Annotated in this window: 25 protein-coding genes; 15 read left to right on the top strand and 10 right to left on the bottom strand. The window is 42.3% G+C overall.

Going from position 1 to position 26985, the window contains the following annotated elements; all coding sequences use genetic code 11:
* Nucleotides 1-65 precede the first annotated feature (65 nt).
* The 3 genes from BMW98_RS09410 to BMW98_RS09400 form a co-directional block, all read right to left on the bottom strand.
* Nucleotides 66-2747 carry a DNA gyrase/topoisomerase IV subunit A gene (locus BMW98_RS09410; protein ID WP_090258338.1) on the bottom strand — a complete coding sequence of 894 codons (2682 nt, stop codon included), beginning with the start codon at nucleotides 2745-2747 and terminating at the stop codon, nucleotides 66-68.
* An 83-nt stretch (nucleotides 2748-2830) separates the two neighbouring features.
* Nucleotides 2831-4699, bottom strand: a complete 1869-nt coding sequence (locus tag BMW98_RS09405; RefSeq protein WP_090258337.1) for a DNA topoisomerase IV subunit B — start codon at nucleotides 4697-4699, stop codon at nucleotides 2831-2833.
* A gap of 146 nt (nucleotides 4700-4845) precedes the next feature.
* A complete protein-coding gene (locus BMW98_RS09400) occupies nucleotides 4846-5316 on the bottom strand; it encodes a hypothetical protein (protein ID WP_090258336.1) in 471 nt (156 codons plus the stop codon).
* Nucleotides 5317-5454: 138 nt separating this feature from the next.
* Here BMW98_RS09400 and BMW98_RS09395 point away from each other — a divergent pair, with 138 nt between their 5' ends.
* Together BMW98_RS09395 and BMW98_RS09390 are read left to right on the top strand one after the other, a co-directional pair.
* The gene (locus tag BMW98_RS09395) at nucleotides 5455-6702 is read left to right on the top strand and encodes a sterol desaturase family protein (RefSeq protein WP_090258335.1); all 1248 of its coding nucleotides are present in this window, start codon (nucleotides 5455-5457) and stop codon (nucleotides 6700-6702) included.
* Nucleotides 6695-7057 carry a hypothetical protein gene (locus BMW98_RS09390; RefSeq protein ID WP_090258334.1) on the top strand — a complete coding sequence of 121 codons (363 nt, stop codon included), beginning with the start codon at nucleotides 6695-6697 and terminating at the stop codon, nucleotides 7055-7057. The genes BMW98_RS09395 and BMW98_RS09390 overlap by 8 nt, the downstream gene beginning before the upstream one ends.
* A 314-nt stretch (nucleotides 7058-7371) precedes the next feature.
* On the opposite strand, the gene BMW98_RS09385 is transcribed toward BMW98_RS09390, so the two are convergent.
* On the bottom strand, nucleotides 7372-8202 hold the full coding sequence (locus BMW98_RS09385) for a CvfB family protein (protein ID WP_162844761.1): 831 nt from the start codon (nucleotides 8200-8202) through the stop codon (nucleotides 7372-7374).
* Nucleotides 8203-8210: 8 nt separating this feature from the next.
* On the opposite strand from BMW98_RS09385, the gene BMW98_RS09380 reads away from it, so the two are divergent.
* Both BMW98_RS09380 and BMW98_RS09375 read left to right on the top strand, forming a co-directional pair.
* Nucleotides 8211-9353 (top strand): endonuclease/exonuclease/phosphatase family protein, encoded by a 1143-nt coding sequence (locus tag BMW98_RS09380; RefSeq protein ID WP_162844762.1) that lies wholly within the window; start codon nucleotides 8211-8213, stop codon nucleotides 9351-9353.
* Complete coding sequence (locus tag BMW98_RS09375; RefSeq protein ID WP_090258331.1) at nucleotides 9350-9865, top strand: hypothetical protein; 516 nt, start codon at nucleotides 9350-9352, stop codon at nucleotides 9863-9865. Before BMW98_RS09380 ends, BMW98_RS09375 begins: the two co-directional genes overlap by 4 nt.
* Nucleotides 9866-9960: 95 nt before the next feature.
* Here the strand turns inward: BMW98_RS09375 and BMW98_RS09370 are convergent, their stop codons facing one another.
* A complete protein-coding gene (locus BMW98_RS09370; RefSeq protein WP_090258330.1) occupies nucleotides 9961-10623 on the bottom strand; it encodes a copper homeostasis protein CutC in 663 nt (220 codons plus the stop codon).
* 67 nt (nucleotides 10624-10690) lie between these two features.
* On the opposite strand from BMW98_RS09370, the gene BMW98_RS09365 reads away from it, so the two are divergent.
* The gene (locus BMW98_RS09365) at nucleotides 10691-11581 is read left to right on the top strand and encodes a 3-hydroxybutyryl-CoA dehydrogenase (RefSeq protein ID WP_090258329.1); all 891 of its coding nucleotides are present in this window, start codon (nucleotides 10691-10693) and stop codon (nucleotides 11579-11581) included.
* A gap of 81 nt (nucleotides 11582-11662) precedes the next feature.
* On the opposite strand, the gene BMW98_RS09360 is transcribed toward BMW98_RS09365, so the two are convergent.
* Nucleotides 11663-12184 (bottom strand): porin family protein, encoded by a 522-nt coding sequence (locus BMW98_RS09360; protein WP_162844763.1) that lies wholly within the window; start codon nucleotides 12182-12184, stop codon nucleotides 11663-11665.
* A 167-nt stretch (nucleotides 12185-12351) separates the two neighbouring features.
* On the opposite strand from BMW98_RS09360, the gene BMW98_RS09355 reads away from it, so the two are divergent.
* Together BMW98_RS09355 and BMW98_RS09350 are read left to right on the top strand one after the other, a co-directional pair.
* Nucleotides 12352-12609 (top strand): acyl-CoA-binding protein, encoded by a 258-nt coding sequence (locus tag BMW98_RS09355; RefSeq protein WP_090258327.1) that lies wholly within the window; start codon nucleotides 12352-12354, stop codon nucleotides 12607-12609.
* Nucleotides 12610-12721: 112 nt separating this feature from the next.
* Nucleotides 12722-13189: a hypothetical protein gene (locus tag BMW98_RS09350; protein WP_090258326.1), complete on the top strand. Its 468-nt coding sequence runs from the start codon at nucleotides 12722-12724 to the stop codon at nucleotides 13187-13189.
* 122 nt (nucleotides 13190-13311) lie between these two features.
* Here the strand turns inward: BMW98_RS09350 and BMW98_RS09345 are convergent, their stop codons facing one another.
* The 4 genes from BMW98_RS09345 to BMW98_RS09330 all read right to left on the bottom strand — a co-directional run bounded on the left by BMW98_RS09345 (nucleotide 13312) and on the right by BMW98_RS09330 (nucleotide 16867).
* Nucleotides 13312-14328, bottom strand: a complete 1017-nt coding sequence (locus BMW98_RS09345) for an agmatinase family protein (RefSeq protein WP_090258325.1) — start codon at nucleotides 14326-14328, stop codon at nucleotides 13312-13314.
* Complete coding sequence (locus BMW98_RS09340) at nucleotides 14321-14959, bottom strand: hypothetical protein (RefSeq protein ID WP_090258324.1); 639 nt, start codon at nucleotides 14957-14959, stop codon at nucleotides 14321-14323. Before BMW98_RS09340 ends, BMW98_RS09345 begins: the two co-directional genes overlap by 8 nt.
* A 5-nt stretch (nucleotides 14960-14964) precedes the next feature.
* Nucleotides 14965-16242 carry a polyamine aminopropyltransferase gene (gene speE / locus BMW98_RS09335; RefSeq protein ID WP_090258323.1) on the bottom strand — a complete coding sequence of 426 codons (1278 nt, stop codon included), beginning with the start codon at nucleotides 16240-16242 and terminating at the stop codon, nucleotides 14965-14967.
* A gap of 133 nt (nucleotides 16243-16375) precedes the next feature.
* A complete protein-coding gene (locus BMW98_RS09330) occupies nucleotides 16376-16867 on the bottom strand; it encodes a SixA phosphatase family protein (RefSeq protein WP_090258322.1) in 492 nt (163 codons plus the stop codon).
* Nucleotides 16868-17001: 134 nt separating this feature from the next.
* Between BMW98_RS09330 and topA the strand changes: the two genes are divergently transcribed.
* The 8 genes from topA to BMW98_RS09290 all read left to right on the top strand — a co-directional run bounded on the left by topA (nucleotide 17002) and on the right by BMW98_RS09290 (nucleotide 26647).
* A complete protein-coding gene (gene topA / locus BMW98_RS09325; RefSeq protein WP_090258321.1) occupies nucleotides 17002-19488 on the top strand; it encodes a type I DNA topoisomerase in 2487 nt (828 codons plus the stop codon).
* A 99-nt stretch (nucleotides 19489-19587) separates the two neighbouring features.
* The gene (locus BMW98_RS09320; RefSeq protein WP_090258320.1) at nucleotides 19588-20562 is read left to right on the top strand and encodes an alpha/beta hydrolase; all 975 of its coding nucleotides are present in this window, start codon (nucleotides 19588-19590) and stop codon (nucleotides 20560-20562) included.
* The gene (locus BMW98_RS09315; protein ID WP_090258319.1) at nucleotides 20559-21101 is read left to right on the top strand and encodes an HD domain-containing protein; all 543 of its coding nucleotides are present in this window, start codon (nucleotides 20559-20561) and stop codon (nucleotides 21099-21101) included. The genes BMW98_RS09320 and BMW98_RS09315 overlap by 4 nt, the downstream gene beginning before the upstream one ends.
* A gap of 1 nt (nucleotide 21102) precedes the next feature.
* Nucleotides 21103-21786, top strand: coding sequence for an SIR2 family NAD-dependent protein deacylase (locus BMW98_RS09310; RefSeq protein WP_090258318.1), 684 nt, complete (start codon nucleotides 21103-21105; stop codon nucleotides 21784-21786).
* A gap of 164 nt (nucleotides 21787-21950) precedes the next feature.
* Entirely contained in the window at nucleotides 21951-23360 is a 1410-nt protein-coding gene (locus BMW98_RS09305; protein WP_090258317.1) for an MATE family efflux transporter, read from the top strand.
* Between the two features lie 10 nt (nucleotides 23361-23370).
* Nucleotides 23371-24369, top strand: a complete 999-nt coding sequence (locus BMW98_RS09300) for a glycosyltransferase family 2 protein (protein WP_090258316.1) — start codon at nucleotides 23371-23373, stop codon at nucleotides 24367-24369.
* Nucleotides 24366-25040, top strand: a complete 675-nt coding sequence (locus BMW98_RS09295) for a DNA alkylation repair protein (protein WP_090258315.1) — start codon at nucleotides 24366-24368, stop codon at nucleotides 25038-25040. Before BMW98_RS09300 ends, BMW98_RS09295 begins: the two co-directional genes overlap by 4 nt.
* 572 nt (nucleotides 25041-25612) lie before the next feature.
* Nucleotides 25613-26647, top strand: a complete 1035-nt coding sequence (locus BMW98_RS09290) for a serine hydrolase domain-containing protein (protein WP_090258314.1) — start codon at nucleotides 25613-25615, stop codon at nucleotides 26645-26647.
* Nucleotides 26648-26985: the final 338 nt, after the last annotated feature.

The following is a 26985-nucleotide window of genomic DNA, read 5'->3' as shown; positions in this document are numbered from 1 at the left end:
AAACACTCCTTAAATCTCTTTAACCTTAATTATCAAACAGTTAATACTAGCGCTACCCTTACTTGTTAAAACAAGTCAATTGTATCGCCTACATTGTAATTACCGTCTTCATCCTTTTTCTTACTACTGTCTGAGGCCGGTTTTGGTTTCTCAGCCGCCTTTGGAGCTTCCTGCTGCTCAGTAGCTTGTGCTGAAGCTTCTTGAGCTTCTGTTTGCTCCTCACTCCCCTCTTTGCTCTTTTCTGGCTTTTCGGTAATAATAAGCGACACCTTATGCACTTTATGCGGAGAAAGCTTATTTCCGGTAGCCTTCCAGCCTTTTACATCAATCATCATATCGGCATCATAGGTTGCTTTTTGGCGCTCGCGCGAACCTTTTACCGAATATGTGATTTCAACCTGAGGCTCTGGCTCTGCTGTAGCTGTTACCAATTTTGAGCCTTTTGATTCATTGATAAACAAGAAGCGCTTGTCTCTGGTAGAAGTCTCTACATGGAATCGCTTGATGTAATACATCTGCATTTCTCCATCAATATGCACAGCCGTAATAACGCCTTCCGGGTCGAACCTTGAGATGTACATGATCTTATCTGGCTCATAGCGGTTTGTCAAATCAAAGCTGGTAAGCTCGTACTCGCCCGAATTATAGATTACCAAAATACTATCCTCGGCCTGGAAATTACCGAGCAACTCGCCTCGCTCATCGCGGTTAAGTCTGCCAACAGATTGGTCGTACCAAATATCGAGTCCGCCCAATGTGGACTTACCCTCCATTTTAAGCTGGATTTTCCTAACAGGATACCTTGTAAGAATATTTCCTCCGGCTCCACGCCCTTTAATATCTATATCGGCAAAACTAAAGTCGAAGACTTTGATTCTCGCCTTTGCGCCAGAAGTCAAATATACCGTTACTAGCTCCGCCTCGCCATTAGGGTTTGCAGAGAAGTAAAGTAGTTTAGAACCTCTTTCGCCTTTGGTAATATCATATTCTTTGTCGCGGGTCATGGCTAGCACCTGAAAACGCTTCACCATGCTTCTGCCAGTTTTTCCATCCAAATAGATGGCATTATACACCATGCGCTCATCGTTTTTCTTGAACACGTCAACATGTATAATGTCTTTTCCCACAAAGATTTTATCCGAAATGCGTACTACCTGAAACTTTCCATCCTTTCTAAAAACGATGATGTCATCAATATCAGAACAGTCGCATACAAATTCGTCCTTCTTCATGCCGTAACCGATAAACCCTTCTTGGCGGTTTACATATAGCTTGGCATTGTTAGCAGCCACAACGGTAGCCGCAATATTTTCGAATGACTTAATTTCAGTTTTACGCTCTCTACCTTTTCCGTATTTCTCTAGCAATTTTTCGAAATAACTAATAGCAAACTCCACCAAATTGGCCAAGTGGTACTCTACCTCAGCCAATTCATCTTGCAGTTTGCGCATCAGCTCATCTGCTTTAAATGAATCGAATTTGGAAATACGCTTGATCTTGATTTCTGTCAAACGAATGATATCGTCTGTAGTAATCTCGCGGTAGAAATCCTTTTTATAAGGATCTAAGCCCCTATCTATTGTTTCGAGTACGGCCTCCCAAGTTTCACATTCTTCAATGTCTCGGTAAATTCTGTTCTCGATAAAAATCTTCTCAAGTGAGGAGAAAAGTAGTTTTTCAAGTAGCTCACCTTTTCTAATCTCCAACTCTCTTCTTAAAAGCTCTACTGTTTGATCCGTACAGATTCTAAGAATTTCATTTACCGAAATGAAGTGCGGCTTTTCATCGATAATGATACAGGCATTTGGCGAAATGCTTACCTCGCAATCAGTAAAAGCATACAGTGCATCGATGGTAATATTTGGCGACTGACCAGGAGCTAGCTCCACCAAAATCTCCACATGCTCGGCTGTGTTGTCAACTACCTTTTTTACCTTGATTTTCCCTTTATCATTGGCTTTGATAATGGATTCGATTAGGCCAGTAGTGGTAGTTCCAAACGGAATATCTTTAACAACGAGCGTCTTCTTATCGTACTCTTCAATTTTTGCACGGACTTTTACTTTACCGCCACGCAAGCCTTCATTGTACTCAGAAAAATCGGCCATCCCCCCTGTTGCAAAGTCAGGGTAAACCTTTGGCTTTTTGCCTTTAAGTATTTTTATAGAAGCATCAATCAGCTCTATAAAGTTGTGCGGAAGAATTTTGGTTGAAAGGCCTACTGCAATCCCCTCTACTCCTTGTGCAAGTAAAAGCGGGAATTTAACTGGTAATGTAACTGGCTCTTTTTTACGTCCATCGTACGAGAGTTGCCAATTGGTAGTTTGTGGGTTAAAGACCACATCAAGCGCAAACTTAGAAAGGCGTGCCTCAATGTAACGCGGTGCAGCTGCGCTATCACCAGTTCTTACGTCTCCCCAGTTACCTTGCGTTTCTATCAGGATGTCCTTCTGGCCAAGGTTCACCATTGCATCTCCAATCGCGGCATCACCGTGCGGGTGATACTGCATGGTTTGACCGATAACGTTAGCCACTTTGTTAAAACGGCCATCGTCCATCTCCTTCATTGAATGGAGGATTCTACGCTGTACAGGCTTTAAACCATCCTCAATTGCCGGAACGGCACGTTCCAATATTACATAAGAAGCGTAATCGAGAAACCAGCTTTCGTACATTCCCGAGACAGGAATTACGTCTTGCATTTCTCTTTCTTCCTCGTTGTTATTTTCTAGATTTTCTTGATCCATTTTACCTCAAAACACGCCAATAGCGCAACATTTAAAGTTCTAATTTTCTTGCTCTTTTCACCACAAATGGCGCAGGACAACTATTAAGCACCTACCTCTTCCGCAAGGTCTTTTTCAACCCTAAGATTATCGATAATAAAAGTCTGTCTATCTGGGGTATTCTTACCCATATAGAAAGTCAAAAGGTCTTTAATACTTGTATCCTTCTTCAGAATAATTGGCTCTAGACGCATGTCTGGCCCAATAAAGTTTTTGAACTCCTCTGGAGAAATTTCACCCAAACCCTTAAAGCGCGTGATTTCCGGTTTATTGCCCAGCTTATTAATTGCAGCTTGTCGCTCTTGGTCGCTGTAGCAGTAAATTGTCTCCTTCTTATTTCGAACCCTGAAAAGTGGGGTTTCCAAAATGTAGACATGCCCTCTCCTCACCAAATCGGGGAAGAACTGCAAAAAGTAAGTTAAAAGCAGTAGCCTAATGTGCATACCATCCACATCGGCATCGGTCGCAATTACTATTCGCTCATAGCGAAGTCCTTCCAGCCCGTCTTCTATATTCAAAGCATGCTGAAGCAAGTTGAACTCTTCGTTTTCGTACACCACTTTTTTGGTATGACCAAAACAATTCAACGGCTTACCACGCAAACTAAATACCGCCTGAAGCTGTACGTTACGCGATTTGGTAATAGAACCACTGGCCGAATCTCCCTCAGTAATAAAAAGGGTTGTCGCCTTTTGCATGTCTTCATCACCTTTTTTATCATCAAGGTGAATTCTGCAATCCCTAAGCTTTTTATTGTGAAGGTTAGCCTTTTTAGCACGGTCGTTGGCCAGTTTTTTAATTCCGGCAATTTCTTTTCGCTCACGCTCCGACTGCAAGATACGCTTTTGTAGCGCCTCTGCTACAGCAGGATTTCTGTGCAAGAAATCGTCAAGCTCTTTCTTAACAAAGTCATTCACAAAAGTCCGCATGGTTGGGCCGTCAGGTGCTACGTTTTGCGAACCCAACTTAGTCTTGGTCTGCGATTCGAACACAGGCTCTTGCACACGAACTGCAATGGCACCAACTATTGAGGCGCGTACATCCGTAGCATCGAAGTTTTTACCATAAAAATCGCGGATAGTCTTTACCAAAGCCTCTCTTAATGCAGCTTGGTGCGTTCCACCTTGTGTGGTGTATTGACCATTTACGAAAGAATAGTATTCTTCACCGTACTGATTGGTGTGAGACATGGCAATCTCAATATCATTACCCCGCAGGTGAATAATTGGGTAGCGCAGGTTATCTACATCGGTTTTTCTCGATAGCAAGTCGTGTAGTCCCTTTTCCGAATGGTACTTTTGACCATTGAAGTTGATGGTAAGTCCCGCATTTAGGAAACAGTAGTTCCAGATAAGGTCATCCAAATACTGCGGAATGAAGTGGTAGTTTTTAAAGATGGTTTCATCGGGTTTGAAAACCACGGATGTTCCATTTCTACCACTCGAAGTTGTTTCTGGTGGATCGTTGGTGATTTCACCACGCTCGAATTCAGCAACCTTGGTTTTACCGTCTCTATACGATTGAACTTTGAAGTAAGTAGACAAGGCGTTCACAGCTTTGGTACCCACTCCATTTAACCCTACAGATTTTTGGAAGGCACCAGAGTCGTACTTACCTCCGGTATTAATCTTCGACACACAGTCTACCACCTTACCCAGCGGAATACCACGACCATAATCGCGCACCTCCACCTTGTGTTCAGAGACTTTCACATCAATGGTCTTTCCGTTGCCCATCATGTGTTCGTCAATACTGTTGTCTATAACTTCTTTTACTAAAACGTAGATTCCATCATCCTGAGCCGATCCGTCACCCAGTTTACCGATGTACATTCCGGGTCTAAGTCTGATGTGTTCTTTCCAATCGAGAGACCGAATGCTATCTTCGGTATAATTCGCTGCTTGATTCGCCATTCAGTATTTCAACTATTCGAGTTCGATAAATGATGTGCGCTTTCGCACAATTCAATGCGGAAGTTAGAACTAAAATTCTAAAAATGCACCCCTAAGAAAGGGCAATGGAAAAATAAGAAAAATGTGCTCTGAAAATGAGCGAATTACTAGGCCCTTCTTTTTCCGAGCAAATAAGCCAAGTAGAAAAACCAAGCCACAATAAGCACTGGCCCTAAGTAAACATAGAAGCCCAACGCCATGGCGTCACGGCTTTCAGCAAGGTTCATTAAACCTAAAAAGAAAAGAATTAAGCCAAAGAAAAGGTTCAACACTCCAGCAAATCCTTTTACCCAAGTAATCAAATCGTGCTTAAGCGAACGGTTTCTTAAGCCTTTGCCATCTTCTGTAGTATTGAGCTTTTTAAGCACATTTATAAACCAACTACAAACAATATTGGCTAGCAAAAAAACAGCTATCGCTCCAAAGAAGTAAGTATCCTTATTTACTACTTCCAAAGCCGAGCCATTTGGATCGAACCGATAGGTTACCTGTTGGGTCATGTAGGCGTAAGACCAAAGCAGTGCGCCAGTGAATAACAAGTAGGTTACGGTGCGAAAAAAGCCTATAAACTTATCCATAGTAATGTAATGAGAGCGCGAAGATACGAATAGAAACATGAAAGCGTAATGCTAGGCTATTTTTACATCTTACAATCGTTTGATTTCCCCTTGCGGTATTAAATGAAACCCATAAATTGGGTCTGTTTAAAACCAATTATGAGCTTAGACCCTACTGTTATCGCTATTCCAGTTTACTTTCTTTTAATAGGAATTGAACTGATTGCACACAGAATTCATCAGACAAAATCGTACCGTTTGAATGATGCGGTTACCAACATTAATTGTGGCGTAACATCACAGGTTACCGGAGCTTTTTTAAAAGTGCTCACCATTGGTTTTTACACCTTTCTTTACGAAACATATCGCTTTACCACTCTTGAAAACACGTGGTTGGTTTGGATATTAGCCTTTGTGGCCTACGATTTCTTCTATTATTGGGCACACCGCATGAGCCACCAAGTAAACCTGTTTTGGGGCGGCCATAGCGTGCACCACCAAAGCGAGGAATACAACCTGAGCGTGGCGCTTAGGCAAAGTTCTACCCAAACCATTTGGACATTCTTCTTTTACTCGCCAATGGCCTTGCTGGGCATCGACCCGATTGTGTTGGTGTCAGTTTCCGGCTTTAACCTGCTGTACCAATTTTGGATCCACACAGAGTCGATTGACAGGCTCCCCAAGTGGTTCGAAGCTGTTTTCAACACACCATCGCACCATAGAGTACACCATGCCCGTAATCCAAAATACATTGACAAAAACCACGCTGGTACCTTTATAATTTGGGATAAACTGTTTGGCACATTTAAAGTCGAAGAGGAAAAACCAACTTACGGTATTACAAAAAACCTGAATAGTTGGAATCCAGTTTGGGCCAATATTTCGCACTATAATGATATGTTGAAAGACATGCGGAGCATTCCAAAATTTAAAGACAAACTGCGCTACATTATTGAAAAGCCCGGTTGGTTGCCTGCATACATGGGAGGCTACCGCGCACCCCACGAAATTGAGCCTGGCTATCGAAAGTTCGATCAGAAAGCCACCATTAGCATGAATTACTATGTAATATTTCAATACGTAGTACTGCTTACTGGCACTGCTCTTTTCCTCTTTAATATGAACTTGTTTGACGAAAACTTTATTGAAAAAGGCATTGTAGCCGGACTTATTATTTATTCAACAGTAACATTTGGAGCGCTATTCGAGCGAAGAAATTGGGCTGCTATTGGCGAAGGCCTGCGGGTATTTTTAGTACCCACTGCTGTGCTTTACTTTTTTGGAGGCTTCGAATCGTTCAATGCATTGCTAGTTGGCGTTAGCAGTGTGTATTTGATTGGCTCACTTTTTTGGCTTATAAAAGCTAACCAAGTAAGTTTGCAGCCAATTGCTCAAAAACATGCGTAACTGGCTCCTACTTTCAATTTTATTCATTTCATTTTCTGCTTGTACCAAAAAAGCAAACACCGATGCTTTCGATACCGAAACCTGGGTTGCAGACCCTGATGGTTGCCAATTGAAAAGAACAGAAATGGTAGACCAGATTTATGAGGTGAAGCGAGAGGTTTTAGGCTTACACCAAAAGTCGATATTAAAGGTATTTGGTAAGCCCGATGAAGAAGAACTTTACGAACGTAGCCAGACTTACTTTATCTATGCGATTGACCCAAGTGGGGACTGCGAGACCACTGCAGACGACCCGAGAAAACTCTATATTCGCTTTACAGCACTCGGCATTGCCAACGAAGTGAATATCAAATAGTTACCGCTTACCTATTTTTACTACCTATTAGGCAGATTTAAAGAAAGACTGAATAAAATTTGTTGCACAACGAATTTTATGGAATATAATTTCCCCTTTTCAAATTATTTCATAACTTAAAACATCGATTCAGATCTAGCCTAACAGCGCATATTGATAATGCAATCGTTATTACAACTGCGAAAATCAGTAAGCTTCATGTTAGCTTAGGTTAGTTTTAGTTTTATAGGTAGTTTAGATGAAGGTTGGCCCATCCTCAGGTCAACCTTCCGCTTTTTAGAGGAATACTTAGGTAAATACTTACCTAGAAAAGGCTACTTCTTCAATACAATTCGGTGATCATAAATTTCGATTCTTCCAGCTTTGTAAAGTCCGCCTAGTACCTTTTTAAAGTTCTTTTTACTCATCTCAAAAACAGCCTTAATTTCATCTGGATTACTTTTGTCACCCAGATCGATTTCTCCACCGTTTTCTTCCAGAATATTCAAAATCGCAGCTGAAGAATCCATTACCGCTTCGTAGCCTCTTGGCTGAATAGTAACATCTACTTTTCCATCAGGGCGGATTTCCTTGATATAACCTTCACGCACATCGCCAGCACGAAGTCTTTCGAAGATCTCATTCTCGTAGATCAGCCCTTCGAACTCTTGGTTAATAATCACTTTAAAGCCGAGGTCTGTCTTGTGCCAAACCAGCACTTCTACCTTCTCCCTGCCCTTCAGCACACTGGTATCTTCATTAATAAAAGAGTGAAGTTTTGCGGTGGCTACCATGCGCTCCGTCATATGGTCAATCAACAGCTTTACTACATAAGTTCGGCCAACTTCCATATCCACACTTTGCTCCTTCTTTGGCACCAGCACGTCCTTTTCTAGCCCAATGTCTATAAAAGCACCAAAGTCGGTAACATGAGTTACCTCTGCTCCTATAATGTCGCCTACCTGCCCTTTTGGTTCGGTGGTTACGGCTACAGGTCTGTTTTGCTGATCTTTATACACAAACACCTCCAATTCATCGCCAACCTCGAACGACTCAGGCAAGTACTTCTGAGGCAAAAGCACCTCCTCACCGTCTTTGGTTAAGTACACACCAAAGTCAACTGTTCTACCAATTTTCAAGGTTTGTTTTCTGCCGATTTCAATCATGAATAGAAATGTTTCGTATTTTGAATGCAAAGAACACACATTTATCGGTGAACACATCAACCCGCAAGTCATTTCTTTGCCAAAAGCTGGTTTTAACTATTTCGCTTTGCTTGCTGAGCCATGTGGCCCATGCTCAAAAGCCAAAGCCTTATCTATCATCCGACAGTTTTGACCCTACACCAAGAGGTGCCAGCGGTTTTAGAATCGCCTTTTACAACGTAGAGAATCTATTCGACTACTTTGATGATTCGCTCACTATAGATGAGGAATTTCTGCCCAACCAAGGCCGGTATTGGACAAAAGCGCGCTATCAGGATAAACAACAAAAGTTGGCTAAAACCATAATCGCCATGGGTGGTTGGGAGCCAGTGCCGTTAATTGGGCTTTGCGAAATAGAGAATCGATATGTGCTAGAATCGCTCACCAAGTTCACGGTACTAAAGTCGGCCGGTTATGAGATCATTCACAAAGACTCCCCAGACAGGCGCGGTATTGATGTGGCCGCACTCTACCGACCCGAGAAATTCAAGCTGATTAACTACCACTACTACCCATTGAACTTTCCGTTTGATCCCGACAGTAGAACGCGGGAAATACTGCATGTGATTGGTGAACTACCGAATAAGGACACACTACACCTTTTTGTAAATCATTGGCCCTCCAAATTTGGTGGGGAGTTTGAAACACAACCAAAACGGATGTTTGCAGCAGAATTCGTTCGTAACAAAGTGGACTCAATCCGAAAAATTCAGCCCAAAGCTGCTGTAATCATTACAGGCGACTTTAACGATGAACCGGAGGAAGCCAGCATGATAGAAGGCCTAGCTTTTGATACAAAAATTGAGTCGCCAAAAGCCGAGAACCTGTATAACCTAATGTACGATATCCGTTACGAAGCAGGCACACACAGCTTCGAAAACCAGTGGAGTATTATCGATCAATTTATAGTTAGCGGAAATCTGCTGGAAGGAAGTAATTCAACCTCCATATTGAATAACACTGCTCAAATTTTTAACATGGATTACCTAATTATGACCGGAGCAACTGGCGCCACACGGCCGTTTAGAACTTACCAAGGCCCCAAATATATTGGAGGTTACAGCGACCACTTACCTATTCTGCTAGACTTGGTTTTGAAAACTACAAAATGAAACACCTATCACTTCGAGAGTATACAAATCAAAAAGTCAAGGAAAGAAAATTTATTCAGGAACTTGATAACGGAAGTATAAAGTTACCCACCCCACTTTGGGCTACCTCTAAACATGAAGCAATAAGAAACAAAGTCCCTGAAAGCTCACGTGATTATTACGACAACTGCTCAATTATTCACCATGTAAATTTGAGCGAGTTAGTAAACAACTTAATCCCCTATCAAACATGGCTTTTCCTCAACAACGAAATATTCAACAGTAAGCATAGAACAATATCCAAAACCCATAGGCTATTTGAATTATGGCTAAATGGTAAAAAAGTATCGCCTCCTGTAATAACTATAGATGGAAACATGATAGAGTTAATTAATGGAATGCATAGAACGAACCTATCTCTGTTAGCCGGAGTTGATTCTATACCCTTACTTTACAAGTATCACACACCTTCAAAACCACTAAACAATGAATGGATTGAAAGCGTCCTGAAACAGCCCCTAAACAAAAAGTAGTGGCTAATAAGATAATAGACTCATTACACGCAATAGAACAGAAACTGATTAATTTCGAATAAGAGACTCAAAAAAACCACCAATTTCAGTGTTTACTAAAGAAGCTTCTTCAAAGCCTCTATTTCCTCCTTGCTACTCCATTTTTCGCCTTTAGGTATGGCTGCACTGTGGTATTCCAAGGCACCTAAGTCCATAAGCTGACCAAGGTTTGCAGAGCGGATTCCACCACCAGGCATAATGATAATCTCATCATCTGCTTCTTCAAGCAGTTCTCCTAGCCTATCCAAACCTGCAAGTGCAGTTGGTTCTCCACCCGAGGTTAGCACCCGTTGCACCCCCAGCTCCTTTAGCGTATCGAGCGCCTCGAATTGATTTGCAACCTCATCAAAAGCTTTATGAAAAGTAACATCCATAAAACCTGCGGCTTGCATCAGCTCGTAGGTCATGCGCTCATGTATTTTTCTTTCAGGTGTTAAAGCCCCAATCACTACCCCTTCGCAGCCTGCTTCGGCACAAAAAGCCACATCCTCCTTCATTATTTCCAACTCCAAAAGCGAAAAAGAAAAGTCTCCACCTCGAGGTCTTATCAACACATAAACCGGAATTTCGAGCATTTCCTTGGCCAGCTTTATCATGCCATGGCTGGGCGTAACACCGCCAACAGCAAGCTCCATACAAAGTTCGATTCTATCGGCACCGCCATTTTGTGCATTTAAGGCCGATTCGATTGAATTAGCACATATTTCAAGTTTCGCCATAAGCTCTTTCAGAATGCCCGAAGCTAATTATCTTTGCGCATAACGAGAACTATAATTGAAAGAAACTATGGAGCAAATTGCAGTGATTGGTTCGGGCACAATGGGAAATGGAATTGCCCACGTTTTCGCACAAAGCGGATTCAAGGTAAACCTAGTGGATATTTCTGAAGCCGCTTTGGAAAAGGCTTTGAAAACCATTGAAAAGAACCTAGACAGAATGCTGGCCAAAGAAAAAATAGATGAAGCGACTAAAACGGCTACTTTGGCGAACATTACTACTTACGCTGACCTAAAAGCTGGTGTTGAAACCGTTGATTTGGTGGTTGAAGCTGCTATCGAAAATGTAGACATCAAGCTAAAAATATTCGAAGACCTAGAGGCCTTCACCAAGCCGGAATGTATTCTTGCTTCCAATACTTCTTCTATTCCAATCACTAAAATTGGTTCGGTAACAAAAAGAGCCGACAAAGTAATTGGCATGCACTTTATGAACCCGGTGCCTGTAATGAAGTTGGTTGAGGTAATTCGTGGTTATGCTACCTCAAACGAGGTGACAAACCTAATAATGGAGACCTCGAAAAAACTAGGCAAAGTACCTGTAGAAGTTAATGACTACCCTGGCTTTATTTCTAACAGAATTTTGATGCCAATGATCAACGAGGCCATCATTTCTTTGTTCGAAGGTGTAGCTGGTGTGGAAGAAATTGACACTGTAATGAAACTAGGCATGGCACACCCAATGGGACCATTGCAACTGGCAGACTTTATTGGGCTGGACGTTTGCCTATCGATTATGAATGTACTTTACGAAGGTTTTGGGAACCCTAAATATGCACCATGTCCACTATTGGTAAACATGGTAACGGCCGGTTATTTAGGTGTTAAATCTGGCGAAGGTTTCTACGATTGGAGCCATGGTACCAAGGAGCTGGTAGTTTCTCCACAGTTCAAAAAGTAAAATACACATTAATACTACCTTAAGAGCTCGTTTCAATGATGATTGAGACGAGCTCTTTTATTTTAAGAATCAGCCCCGCTGTTAATAGTCATCGAATATATTCAGGCCAATGGCAAAAACCCACTGGCGTTGTTTTGGCACAAACTCAGTACCCACAATATTGCTAAGGCTCTCCCCTGTTTTACTTAGGCCAAACTCATAATTCACGTCAATAATCACTTTGTCGAAGTCGCCTCCAACACCAAAGTGCCAAAGCAAATTAGTCCGATTATAATCTTCCGTTACGCGCTGCACCTCGTTGAGGAAAGACCTTTCGCCCGAAATAAGAATACTAATACTTGGGCCAAAAAACATTCTGAAGTCGCCTATCCTATAGCCTATATCAAGTGGAATTTCTAAGGTGTTAAACTCAAAATCGGCTCTGGGGTTAAAGCCGTTTATGTTATCGTAATCTTGAAAAACCAGATCTGTTTTTATTTTAGAGAACAACAACTCAGGCTGAACATATATCTTATCTACATTTAAACGGCCAAAAAAACCGACTTGATAGCCAATCTCCGAATCAGACTGAGACAAGTCAACCAAATCACTATCAATAGTCATTTTGGCACTAAGTACTTTTAATCGAAAGCCGCCCTGGTACCAAGTTTGGTATTCTTGACCATGCAAAGTGAAGCCAAGACACATAAAAACCAAAAAAAATGATAACCTCTTGAGCATATAAGTGGCAAAAAAGAATAGATTCGTAGCAAAAATAGACGTTTTATTTCATGAGCATAACTGCACAGTTCGAAGAAGCCGTAAAAAATGCAAATTCCTTAACCCAGCGGCCAAGTAACGAAGATCTTTTAAAAATTTACGGGCTTTATAAGCAAGCGACAGAAGGCGACAATAATACAGAGCGCCCTGGTGGTTTCGACTTTAAAGCAGCCGCCAAATACAATGCATGGGCAAACCTAAAAGGCACAAGCAACGAGGAAGCAATGCAACAATACATTGATTTAATCAACCGTTTAAAAAGCGCATAAAACCGATTAGCCTTAACATTCGATTGCGCAACGTCTGCTTTACGTTTATTTCTACTTTAAGGAATATTTTAGATATTGCAAATTGAATTAGGTTAACTCAAAATACAACAACATGGGATTATTCAGTTTTGGAAAGAAGAAAAAGAAGAAGCCGGCACGGTCATGCGATTTAGAAGGCTCACTTCTTGAATTTGGTGAAGGCTACCTGCTCACCTCTTCTCAAATTATCAAATCGAAACGCTTTTGGGACAATAAAATGGTTGAGCCAGAAACATTGGCCTACTCCAAAGCGCATTTTGAGAAAAATGATGAAATGGGTACCAAAATGCGTACGATGATTTTTCAGAAGTACAGCATGCAAAACAAGCCTTGGCTGGTAGGCGATGGTCAGGTAAACCAGTTTGAAATTGACAAAGAAAAAGCGCGCGAATACGCTAAGCTTTGGTGGGAATCGGAGTTTACCTTTGCCCCGCCAGAAGTTGGCCCGGCAGATTCTACCATGGCAAGCGATGAATACGAGCAATGGAAAGAATACGCGATTATGAAGGCTGGCGAAGAACAGCTTAGAAAAATCGGCTAGAGATATTCAAAGTAAAAAATTAACCCTCGACCAAAAATCGAGGGTTTTTTATTGTTCAGAACTCACCCATGTTTAAAGAGCATGAATGAAAAGTTGGTTTGCAGCCGGTAAGACAATTCGTCTTAGCTAAAAAGGTTAACCAACTGCCAAAGCACTCTTGCTCCTACATTGGCATCCCATTCTGTGGTGCCCACTTCTACTAAATCGGCTCCAATTATTTCTCTTCCGCTTTCCTTTAACTTTCGGAACAAGTAATTAACCTCTTCCATTTCGAAACCACCTGGCACTGGTGTACCTGTATTAGGACAAAGCTTTGGGTCTAGCCCATCAATATCGAAAGAGATATAAACTTTTTGCGGAAGACTAGCCACAATTTCATCACACAAAATGCTCCAGTACTCCCCTTTGTATTGGCGTTCTCGCAGCTTTTGATCGTAGAAAGTTGTAACCCGCTCATCATTAGCTATAATATCTGCTTCGGCTTGGCACAAGTCACGAATACCTACTTGGACTAATTTAGCCAGTTCGGTTTCCTTCAGCACATTGTACATGATACTCGCATGCGAATAAGTAAAGCCTTCATAAGCTTCGCGCAAATCGGCATGGGCATCTATTTGCAATATGCCTATCTCCTCGCCTTTATAAGCATCAATGCATGCTTTTATATGTCCTAGCGGTGTACTGTGGTCGCCACCAAGCAATACAGTCTTTTTACCCTTTTGTCTATAGTAATTGGCCTCTTGCTCCACATAGGTCATTAGTTGGGTGCTTTCCTTATTGATTTCGACACAAATGGCCTCCATCCTATCTTGCTCAGCAGCATCGCTCCCCGACTCTAACCAGTCAATGTATGCTTCAGCTTTCACCCGAAGTTCGGCACCAAGCGACTGCCAAACCTCGGGTACTTCGGCCATCACTACTTTATGCTTCCAAGCATCGGCCTTGTCTAGCATAAAGTAGTCTATTTGCGAAGAAGCATCCAAAATGGCAGCAGGGCCTTCAGCAGTACCTGCACCATAGGAAACGGTAACATCCCACGGAATGGGCAGTACCACAAGTTCTGCTTCTTCCAAAGTGTAAGGCAAACCAAAAAGGGTTCCCTTTACACCTACACCATTTGGATCGAACTGACTATTCATATTTTTTGTAATTCTCGTTCCAGTATTCTCTTATAAAACTCCATTTATCATTTCCTTCAAACTCTTCATATGTGGAAACCCTAAATCTAAATTTCGATTTAGAATCAATTAGAAACAACCCTCTTTTTTCTTCGTCATCCGAACAAGTGACGAACACCAACTTTGCATACTCCTTTACTGACCAGTCCTCAATCTTGAATAGAAAGGAAATCCAGTCATTGTCAGCACACCCATTTCTAGAATATGAATAGAAAAAACCATTGTTGACATCCAATAGGATTGGTTCAGGGTAGTTTTTGATACTATCTATTGGTTTAAATAACCTACTAATCTTATCAAATAGCAATACATCGAGTCTTCCAGGTATATTTCCAACCAGCTCTATGACAACATCTTCATAGCCATCACTATCAAAGTCCATGAACTCAAAACTGGGATATGCTGTGGTATAGTACTGAAGACTTACTCCTTCCTTTAATAATGCCAATGAGTCATTATTAAATTGAATTGCTACTACCTCAGAACCATCTATAAAAGTGGTATCTAACTTATTAATTCTTTGATAGGCGAGAGTAAATTCAATACTATTGAAATAAAACAGTATAAAAATCAAACCCCATCTACCTGTCATTTTAATCAACTTATCATATCACGAACAAAGCTTGGCAATGCAAATGCGGCTTTGTGCAAATCTTCATTGTAATATTTTAAACGATGCTCTTTTGCGAAGGCCTTTGACTTGGCTTCATCGAAATTAGCAATTGGGTGAGCACCACCTTTGGAACTATAAGAGAAGGACCACATACCGGTTGGGTAAGTAGGTATGTAAGCCAAATAGCAATGCACTTGCTCTTGCCCGTAAATACCACGGTAAGTCTGGAAAATCTCTTTGAATACTTTGCTGTTAAAGCGTGGTGACTCACTCTGCGTTACCATTATACCATCCTTAGAAAGTATTCTGTAAACCTCTTTATAGAAGTCAACCGTAAAAAGTCCTTCGGCCGGGCCTACAGGGTCTGTTGAATCCACAATCACCAAGTCGAAGCTTTCATCAGCCGCATCATTCACATACTTAATTCCATCGTCTACAATCAGGTTCAGTTTTGGGTGCTCCAACGCTGAGGCAATGGTAGGCAAGTGCATTTTGCTTGCTTCTATTACTTTATCGTCAATCTCTACCATCACTACCTCTTCCAGCGAATCGTGGCGAAGCAGCTCTCTGGCAGTACCACCATCTCCACCACCTATTACTAAGGCACGCTTAGGGTTTGGGTGCGTAAGCATCGGTATGTGCGTAATCATTTCATGGTACACATACTCATCTTTCTCGGTAGTCATTACCATACCATCGAGTGTAAGCATATTACCATAAGCCTGTGTATTAAAAACAGAAACACGCTGATAGTCAGATTGTACATCGTACAATTTACCATCATGCTTCAATGAAAGTGCTATTTTATCGTCACGCTCGGTAAACCAAACATCACGGGTTTTAATCGGGTCTCCCTCATCGGTGCTCTTTTCGTCACGAAGGGCCTTCACATCAAAGTTTTTGCGCTTCAATAGTGCCATTTCGCCACGGCTTAACTCTACTGCCGAACCATGACCTGCCTTAAATGCTTCTTTAAGCAGTTGGTAAGAAACCCATGGGTTTACGGTATCGCCACAAGTAAAAAGGTCTACCGATGCATAGCCATATTCTGGCCAGGTATGAATAGCCAAGTGACTTTCTTGAATAACCACCACACCCGATACACCATATGGTGAAAAGTGGTGAAAGGTTGAATTTATGATTGTAGCGCCAGCCTCTTCGGCCGCGTTAATCATGCTCTTTTCAATATTTACTACGTCATTCAGTATTTCGGGGCTGCAGTCGTAGTATTCAACTATTATATGTCTTCCTAATGATGCCATGGGGCGAAATTAAATAATGAGTGGTTATGACTGTTTAGAAAATTACATTTTTTGCGCAACCATTCTAGCACGCATTATATAAATGTCATGGTAGTGTGGGTTGAGATGAATCAACCAACACACCTAACAATAGTTATATCTCCATTCCTGGGACATAAAAATCCTTCAGTTCACAAGCCCCTCCAGTTACTTCCTCCCAAGTATCTGCTTCAATGCTTAACCAAGCACATGTACCGGGCGAGTAGTTACGAATCTCGCTACACAAATGAGTGAACAAACCAGCCATTGCGGGATTGTGCGCCACAATAGCCAAATTTTCAAACTGATTATCGAAACGAGCCAAAGCCGCTTTCAATACATTCAAGGTTGGCTCGTACAGTTCCTCGGCATCCATAATTCGTGGCTTTGGCTCAAGCGGCTTTATAAAGTGCATTACCGTTTGTAAAGTTCTTTTGGACGGACTCGTGTAAACTGCATTGAGTGTAAAAGGCAGTTGATTAATGTATTGCCCAAGCATAATCGCCTGATTCTCTCCATTATGCGAGAGCTTCCGATCAAAATCGCTGTTAGTTTCCGACTGAAATTGTGCTTCTGCGTGTCTTATTAGTAGAATATTTCTAACCATTTCTATCCTTCTTCAGTTGTAGGTGAATATATAAATTGCTGGCTTCCTCAAAGGGTGAAATAGCAAGTTATTTGTTTTTTTGAAAGTTTTATACGCATCTTTGAGGCGCCTATAAATTTGATATCGCTAGAAATATGTCGAAAAATCTTGTCATAGTTGAGTCCCCCGCAAAAGCAAAAACAATTGAAGGATACCTTGGAAAAGACTTCAAAGTAGTATCTAGTTACGGCCACGTGCGTGACCTCCCAAAGGGCGATAAGGCGATTGATATTGAGAATAAATTCAAACCGACATATGAGGTTACAGCCGATAAAAAGGATGTAATTAGGCAACTCAGGAAATTATCGAAAGACTCTAGCACTATCTACCTCGCGAGTGATGATGACCGCGAAGGAGAAGCCATTAGCTGGCACTTAAAAGAGGCTTTAAAACTCAACCCTGCCAATACTAAACGCATCGTTTTTAGGGAAATCACAAAGTCGGCCATTCAAAAGGCGCTTGAGAATCCGCGTGAAATTGATGAAGATTTGGTAAATGCCCAGCAAGCGCGTAGAATCCTCGATCGAATTGTGGGTTATGAGCTTTCTCCAGTTTTGTGGAAGAAGATCAAGCGTGGGCTTTCTGCAGGCCGCGTACAGTCCGTTGCTGTTCGCTTGGTGGTAGAAAGAGAAAGAGAAGTAGATAAATTCGAGGCGGAATCTTCATTCAAGATTACTGCCCTTTTCGATATTCAAGGAAGAGAACTAAAAGCTGAACTTGGCAAGAAGTTTAAAACAGAAGCCGAGGCGCAAGCTTTCCTAGATAAATGTAATGGTGCTGAGTTCAGCATTCAGAACTTGGAAACCAAACCAGCCAAGCGTAGCCCTGCACCACCGTTTACTACTTCTACCCTTCAGCAAGAAGCAAGTAGAAAATTGAGTTTCTCAGTATCGCAAACCATGAGCTTGGCACAAAGGCTTTACGAAGCTGGTAAGATCTCCTATATGAGAACTGACTCCGTAAACCTTTCTAACGAAGCCGTGCAAGGTGCTACCAACGAGATCACCAACGCTTATGGGGCCGAGTATGTGCAGAACAGAAGATTTAAAACCAAATCGCAAGGTGCACAAGAAGCTCACGAAGCCATACGCCCGACCAATTTCGCTGTACACTCTACTGGCGACAATTATAACGAGCAGAGACTTTACGATTTGATATGGAAGCGTGCGGCAGCCTCGCAAATGGCCGATGCACAGCTTGAAAAAACCACCGCCACCATTGGCATTTCTACAACTGACGAAACGCTTGTAGCAAATGGTGAAGTAGTGAAGTTTGACGGTTTCCTTAAGGTTTACCTTGAGTCGACTGACGAGGAAAACGAAGAAGAAGCAAAAGGAATGCTGCCACCGCTAGCAGTGGGCGAAGTACTCGACCTGACCGAAATGGGTGCCAGAGAGAGTTTTACGCGTCCTCCGGCACGATATACGGAAGCTAGCCTTGTAAAGAAACTCGAAGAAATGGGCATCGGTAGACCTTCTACTTATGCACCAACCATTTCGACCATACAAAAAAGAGATTACGTAATTAAGGAAAGCCGTGATGGTATGGAACGCAAGTACCGCCAGCTTAGGTTGAAAGACAACAAGGTCAAGGCCGTTACTAACACGGAAATTACGGGTACCGAGAAAAACAAACTCTTCCCTACCAACATTGCCATGGTAGTGAACGACTTTTTGGTAGACCACTTCCCTAACGTAATCGACTATTCATTTACTGCCAAGGTAGAAGAAGAATTCGACCAAATAGCCCATGGTTACCAAAAGTGGGACGACATGATCGACTCTTTTTATGGTAAATTCCATAAAACGGTAGAAAGCACTGAAGACATTAAGCGCAGCGAGGTAGGCAGTAGCCGCGAAATTGGTACCGATCCAGAATCTGGCAAACCTGTAATTGCTAGGTTAGGTAAGTTCGGACCACTCGTTCAAATTGGCGAAAACAGCGATGATGAGGATGCAGAAAAACCAAAATTCGCTTCGCTTAGAAAAGGCCAGTTTATAGAAAGCATTACCCTTGAAGAAGCGCTTGAGCTTTTCAAACTACCACGAACTGTGGGCGAGTATAAAGGTGAGGAAGTTACTGCGGCCATTGGTCGTTTTGGCCCATACATTAGGCACAACTCCAAGTTCATTTCACTACCAAAAGATGCTGACCCACTCAATATTGAGTTGGATGAGGCCATTCTCTTAATTAAGGCAAAGGAAGAAGCAGACGCTCCAATTTACGAGTATCAAGGCAAGCCTGTTCAAAAAGGAAAAGGCCGCTTTGGACCATTCATTAAATGGAACGAAATGTTCATTAACGTGAACAAAAAGTACGATTGGGACAACCTTTCAGCCAACGACATTGAAGAACTGATTGAGGACAAGCTCAAAAAAGAGCGCGAAAAGGTAATTCACAATTGGGAAGATGCTGGCGTACGCATTGAAAAAGCCCGTTGGGGTCGCCACAATGTTATTAAAGGCAAGGTAAAGGTAGAACTGGCCAAAAACATAGAAGTGAAAGACATGACTTTGGATGAAGCCGAAGCCATTATTGAGCAAAACGCGCCTAAAAAGAAAACCCGAGCAAAGAAGAAGTAACCTTTCGGCTACACCATTTCCCAATTAACATGTTTTAAGAAGTTGGCTAAAAAATTGCTTCAAACTGTGGAGTGTTTTCATTAGCTTATCTCTCAGAACATGCCTATAGGAAAAACTTTATTACTCACGTTCTTTCTTCTTGTTTGTACAGCTCTTAAAGCTCAAAATTTTAAGGAGGAAGAAGTATTACTCAACACTGAAAATGGTGAAATCGGTGGAGTAATTTTATTCCCCGAAAACGCCAACAAAAAGGTTCCGGTAGTACTCATCATTCAAGGGTCTGGCCCGACTGACAAGGACGGTAACTCGGCCGCTTTGCCCGGCAAAAACAATTCACTCAAGCTTTTAGCCGAAGCACTAGCCGAAAATGGAATTGCCAGCCTGCGCTACGACAAACGCGGCATGGGGCTGAGCAAAAAAGCCGGCAAAGCAGAAGAGGAGCTTAGTTTTGACGATTTTATTGCCGATGCCTCTGAATTCCTCAACTACTTAATTGAAGACAAACGATTTAAAAAAGTAGGCATAGCCGGCCATAGCCAAGGCTCCTTAATTGGCATGAAGATAGCACAAGGCAAAGATGTTAAAGCATTTGCCTCAATTGCTGGTCCTTCCCTCCCAATTGATGAAACATTGAAGGAGCAATTCAGAGCAAACCCATACAACCCGCCTAAGCTGCTGGAAGAAGCTAATACTATTCTTGCCTCACTTAAATCTGGCGAACAAGTACAAGAGGTATCTCCTTTTCTACAGAGTGTATTCCGCCCGAGCATTCAACCATTTATGATCTCGTGGATGAAGTATGAGCCAACAAAGGAGATTTCTAAGCTCAACATGCCCATACTAGTAATCAATGGTTCTACAGATCTTCAGGTAAATGTAGAGGATGCACAAAGACTGCAAATTTCAAACCCCAAGGCAAAGCTGGTAATTGTTGACGGCATGAATCATGTTTTAAAAGATTCATCGGCTAAGCCTATGGAAAATAATGCCACCTACAGCAATCCTGACCTTCCGTTGAATACTAAATTCCGAAAAAGTGTTTGCGACTTTTTTGTAGAAAACCTTAAAAAATGACCAAAAGCGAAGCTAAAGATATTCTAACCAGCATGACCAAAGGCGAAAGCTTACTGCGCCATGCCCGAAGCGTAGAACTGGTAATGGAAGCCTATGGCAAACACTTTGGCGAAGATGCCGAAGAATGGGCGGTTACCGGCATGCTACACGATGCCGACTATGAAGCGTACCCTGAAGAGCACCCTAACAGAATAGTAAAAATGCTGCGCGATATGGGTGAAGAGAAAATAGCACACGCCATTTCTGCCCATTACACAAAATGGAACGTGCCTTACGAAACCAAATTGGACAAAGCCCTTTTGGCTTGCGATGAGCTGACCGGTTTTATCATTGCCTGCTGCCAAGTTCGGCCGGAAGGTGTGGTTGGACTAACACCAAAATCAGTTAAGAAAAAGCTAAAGCAGAAAAGCTTTGCCGCCAAAGTAGAGCGAGATGAAATTCAAACCGGAGTAGATTTACTTGAAGTAGACCTTACCGAGCATATTCAATTCATTATCAATGTTTTGAACGAGCACAAAGAAGAGCTTAAGATAGGCTAACATGCAAAAACTAGTTGTACTTACTGGCGCAGGCATTAGTGCCGAAAGTGGACTAAAAACCTTTCGCGATTCCAATGGATTATGGGAAGGGCATGATGTGATGGAAGTTGCCTCGCCCGAAGGCTGGTATGCCAACCCACCATTGGTGCTTCACTTTTATAATGAAAGAAGAAAACAAGCCCTTTCTGCACAGCCCAACAAAGCACACCTTGCGCTAGCCGCCCTAGAGCAGGATTTTGAGGTAACCATAATCACTCAAAACGTAGATCATTTACATGAAGACGCAGGCTCCGGCCATGTGATTCATTTGCACGGAAAGCTGTTTGAAAGTCGCAGCACCGCTGATGAAAACTTAGTGTATCAAATGGATGGCTGGGAATTGAACCTTGGTGATTTATGCGAAAAAGGCAGTCAGCTGCGTCCTAATATCGTTTGGTTTGGAGAGGCTGTACCTATGATGGAAGAAGCCATACACTTTGCGCAGCAAGCCGATATATTTTTAGTTGTTGGTACATCCCTACAAGTTTACCCCGCTGCAGGCCTTGTGCAGTACACGCCACACAACTGCCCTGTCTATATTATCGATCCAAGCAGACCAGCCACCACCGCTTCGGACAACTTCTATTTTATTGAAGAAAAAGCGACCACTGGCATGGAAAAGTTTAAGGAGTTAATAAAAAAGTAAAAAATCTCTTTTCTCATTTGTCCAAATCCACTTCTTTTGCAAACATCATGAAGTAGTGAGAATTATGTTCAAGTCCACAGCGAATATTGCACTGGTTTTGACCGTGAGAGGATAACCCCTCTTACGCCCCTCTTTATTTTTTTACAAATTCATAATTCTCAAAAATGACAACTCAATCTACAAATAGATTTAAATCCTATTGGCGTTTACTTATAGCCGCAATTCGCGGTAAAGAAGAAGACTTCACTACGGGCAGCATTCGCAAGGCGATTTTCATGCTTTCCATTCCCATGATCTTGGAGATGCTTATGGAATCAACCTTCGCATTGGTCGATATCATATTTGTTTCTCAGGTTTCGGTAAATGCAGTAGCAACCGTTGGTCTTACCGAATCGGTAATCACCCTACTCTATGCTTTAGCCATTGGTTTAAGCATGGCCGCCACGGCAATAGTAGCCCGCAGAACTGGCGAAAAAGACAAAAAAGGCGCTGCTGAAGCGGCAGTTCAAGCCATAATTTTAGGTTCTGCCTTGGCTATCCTCATCGGTATTATTGGTATTATTTACCCTAAGGAAATACTTAGTTTAATGGGTGGCGAAGCCAACCTAATTGAAGAAGGCTACGGTTATACCAGAATTTTGATTGGTGGAAACATCACCATTTTCCTCCTATTTCTAATCAACGCAGTGTTTAGAGGAGCTGGTGATGCATCTATGGCCATGTGGGCATTGGTGCTTTCTAATTGCTTAAACATCATTCTCGATCCGATATTCATTTTCGGGTTTGGGCCAATTCCGGCATACGGAGTTGAAGGTGCTGCAATTGCCACAACCATTGGTCGCGGAACCGCAGTGTTTGTACAGTTTATGATTCTCTTCTTCGGTTGGGGACGCATAAAAATTGGCATTAAAGACTTTGTATTTAGGTCGAAGGTAATGCTGAACATGATCAAGGTTTCACTTGGTGGAATTGGTCAGTTCCTTATCGGTACCTCTAGCTGGGTGTTTTTAATGCGTATAATGTCAGAGTTCGGTAGCGATGTGCTGGCAGGCTACACCATCTCCATTCGTGTAATGATGTTTACCATGATGCCAGCTTGGGGAATGAGTAATGCTGCTGCCACTTTGGTAGGGCAAAATCTTGGCGCCAACCAACCAGATAGAGCCGAAAAATCGGTATGGAAAACTGGTAAGTACAATGCCATCTTTATGGCTTCGATCTCATTGGTATACCTGATTTTTGCCCATGAAATAATCGCCTTGTTTAGCGATGTGAGTGATGTGGTAAAATATGGTGCATTAAGCTTGCAAGTGATTGCCGCGGGCTATGTTTTCTACGCCTTTGGCATGGTTACTACCCAAGCATTTAATGGCGCTGGCGACACTAAAACACCAACCATTATCAACTTTTTCTGCTTCTGGTTGTTCCAACTGCCATTCGCCTACTTTGGAGCTGTAACGCTCGATTGGGGGCCAATTGGCGTTTATTTGGCCATTACCTTAGCCGAAATGCTAATTGCAGCCATTGCCATAATTTGGTTTAAAAAAGGCAAATGGAAACTGGTGAAAGTGTAAATTCACCTGAATGGGTGAAGCACCAATAATTGTAAGTATCATTATGCCGGTTAAAAATGCCGGAAAATATATAGAAGAATGTCTGCGCGCTATTAAGTGCCAGACATTTTCTTTTTGGGAGCTTATCGCTGTAATCGACCACTCTACTGACAAGTCAGAAGATATTATAAGAGCTTTTCAACTGGAAGATCAAAGAATTCAGCCTTTTCAGAATAATGCAAAAGGCATTATCCCTGCACTACAACTGGCCTTAAAACAGGCCAAAGGCCAGTACATTACCCGAATGGATGCAGATGATATTATGCCCAAAGACCGATTGCAACTGATGGTGGAAGCAATGCATAGCGCTGCCCCAAAAACTGTAGTGACAGGAAAAGTAAAATACTTTTCTGACAGTGAAGTTTCGGATGGCTACCTAGATTACCAAAACTGGCTAAACGACCGTATTGATCAGCAAGACCATTGGCAATGGATCTACAGAGAGTGCGTAATTGCTTCGCCAAATTGGATGGTAAGGAAGGAAGATCTAAACCTTTCCAACCTCGAATACCCTGAAGATTACGACTTGGTTTTTGATTGGTATGCAAAGGGATTTAAGATTGGCACACTTTCCGCCACTACCCTACTGTGGCGCGAACACCCTGCACGCACTTCGAGGAACTCTGAAAACTACCAGCAAGAAGCCTTTTTCAGACTGAAGCTAAAGCATTTTCTATCCCTCGACTATACGGAAAAACCGCTGGTATTATGGGGTACGGGTATAAAAGGAAAATTGTCAGCTTCCATCCTACTCGCTCATAATATTGATTTTATTTGGATGGACTTAAACACAGACACCCAAACGGTTGAAGACAAGCAGTTGCCAGTCCATAAGTTCACCAAAATTGAACAAATAAGTGATTTTCAGCTCTTAATAGCCGTTTATCCGAGCGAGGAGGAAATGCAATCGCTTACGAATTATTTAACTTCGCTTAAATTGACCCACGGTAAACATTATTGGTTTTTATGAAGCCCGCATCAATAGCAATTTTCGAATTGGTAAAAACTACACTCCATGAGCACAAAAACGAGGAAAACGCACGTGCTATGGAGGCTTACATTAAGCATCTCTTCCCCTTTTTGGGCATTAAGGCTCCCATTAGGAAAGAAGCCGTAAAGTCCATTTTAGCAGAACTGAAGCGCGAGAAAAAAGTAGACTGGGACTTTGTTGACCTTTGTTATCAGCAGCCCGAAAGAGAGTTTCACTACACGGCATGCGATCACATACGCTCGTGCCAGCGGTATTTACAGCAAGGTGAAATTGAACAGCTAAAAAAGCTGATAACAACACATTCTTGGTGGGAAACTGTTGATACCCTGGCCGTAGAAGTTGGCGTAATTGCGGCCAAATTCCCAACGGTAAAATCGAGCCATATTCAACAATGGATTACGCACGAACACATGTGGCTAAGAAGGGTTTCAATACTTTTTCAAATGCGACAAAAAGAAAAGACTGACACAGCATTTCTTACCAACGTCATAGAATCCAACCTAGGCAGCAAAGAATTCTTCATCAACAAAGCGATTGGCTGGGCATTGCGGACTTATGGCGACACCAACCCTGAATGGGTGATTGAGTTCTGCGACAATCATGCACTAGCAGCACTCAGCCGTAAGGAGGCACTAAGAAAAATTGTTTAGGTTAGGTTTTTTAGTTCACGGTTCGAAGTTAGGTTACCACAAAAGCCTATCACACCTCGTCATACTGAACTTGTTTCAGTATCCCCAACGACCTTGCACCATAGCCAGTTATCAGTGCATCAGTTAATCAGGAATCGGTGAGCAAACAAAAAAACCAACTTCTACTATTATTTAGGGGAGACCTACCTGAGACAGGCAAGTACAATGCGTTACTGGTGAATTAACGACAATATGGAAGCAGAAACCGATTCACAAAGCCCCCATCCAAACCTTCCCCCAAGTGGGAAGGCTTAAGACCTGTACTAACCTGGCCACTTCCTTTTCACCTCGACCGTAGTGGAGAGGCCTACCGAGTAGCATAGAACCGTACTGTCCCTCTCGAGGCCGCTCCTTCACCTCTTAACTTCATCACCTCCAAACACACTAACTTTGCAAATACCACCGCAAATCACTTTCTTCGACCAAGAAAACACACATGGCACTTTCATTCCCCATCTGGTTTTCTAGAACTGAAATAAACACACTACAAATAACATTGTGACTGATCTAAAACATTTAAGAACCAAGGCCCAATGACGAAACAGAATAAGAAACGCATCATCAGAGTGGCTTTGTTTGTTGGTACAGCCATATCACTATATTTCGTGCCATGGTTATTGGTGAAAGCTTGGATACTGCCGCTGCCCGACACCGTTCAGGAACAGCTTGAAGAAGCCATAGACCACGGATTTGATGGAGTGGTCGCCTATGTAGACCAGACCGGCAAAGCACCCCAGTACTATGCAGCAGGCTGGCATAACCGAGAAAATAAGATACCCGCCAAGCCGAAGGCTCTGTTTAAAATTGCGAGCATTAGCAAACTATACGATGCTGTTGCAGTGACCAAATTGGTGAGTGACGGGCGACTTTCTTTAGACAAAACCATTGCTGATTACCTACCCGAGCTTGTTGGCAGAATTGAAAATGCTGAGCAAATCACTCTCAGATTGATGATACAGCACCGAAGCGGCATGCCCAACTTTACGGATGCTCCAAATTTCTGGGCGGCTCCAACGCAAAGTTATGAAGAAAGCCTTGCCTTGATTCTGGACAAACCGGCCAACTTTGCCCCAGGTGAAAGCTATGAGTATTGCAACACCAATTATCTGCTCATTAATAAGATAATGGACGATGAACTGGGTTATAGCAACTTTCAATTCATACAAGAAGAGATTTTAACTCCATTGAATCTGCACAACACCTATGGTTCCCTAAGTGATGCAAATATAAATGATGTAATGAGTGGCTATCACGTAGGACACCCCTATGATCTAAAAGCGGATGATCATGGCATGGTAGCGACAGCTGAAGACGTGGGCACATTTGTAAGAGCATTGAATGACGGGTCTGTATTTGAGCCGGGAGAACAGGAAATATATGCCTCCATTTATGAATATGAGCATGGCGGCTGGGTTCCGGGTTATCAGAGTTTCGTGAAATACGATAAAGACCTTGATGCAGTTTTTGTTGAATTCTACAGCACAACTGACTCCAAACTCTACAACTGGAACCTATCGGAAATCATTAATAATCGAATCGTAAAAATCGTTAAGCGATCTGGTGACTAAGTCTATTACTTAATCTGTTAACCTGAAAACAATGGCACCCCTTTAAGCATTGAGGGATTTCAGTTAATTGTTCGTGGTTCAAAATCAGGGAACCGCAAAAGCCCACTTACACCGTCTTTCTGAGGAAATTCATAAGCCACTAGGTGAATGAATGACCGAAAGAATCCCCATCGGACTTGCTCCTATATAGGTAATTGGTTGATTAGTGAATTGGTCACTAGTGATTAGTTATCAGTAAATCAGATAAGCGGAAAACAGTGTGCTAAACCTAGCCACTTTCCTTTTCTCCTCGACCGAAGTGGAGAGGCCTACCAAATAGTTTTGGTTATAGGCTAATC

Origin of the sequence: Roseivirga pacifica, from assembly GCF_900111145.1 — a bacterium.
Taxonomy (GTDB): Bacteria; Bacteroidota; Bacteroidia; order Cytophagales; family Cyclobacteriaceae; genus Roseivirga; species Roseivirga pacifica.
The sequence above is the reverse complement of the archived record's forward strand: the minus strand, read 5'-3'. Positions and strand labels throughout refer to the sequence as shown.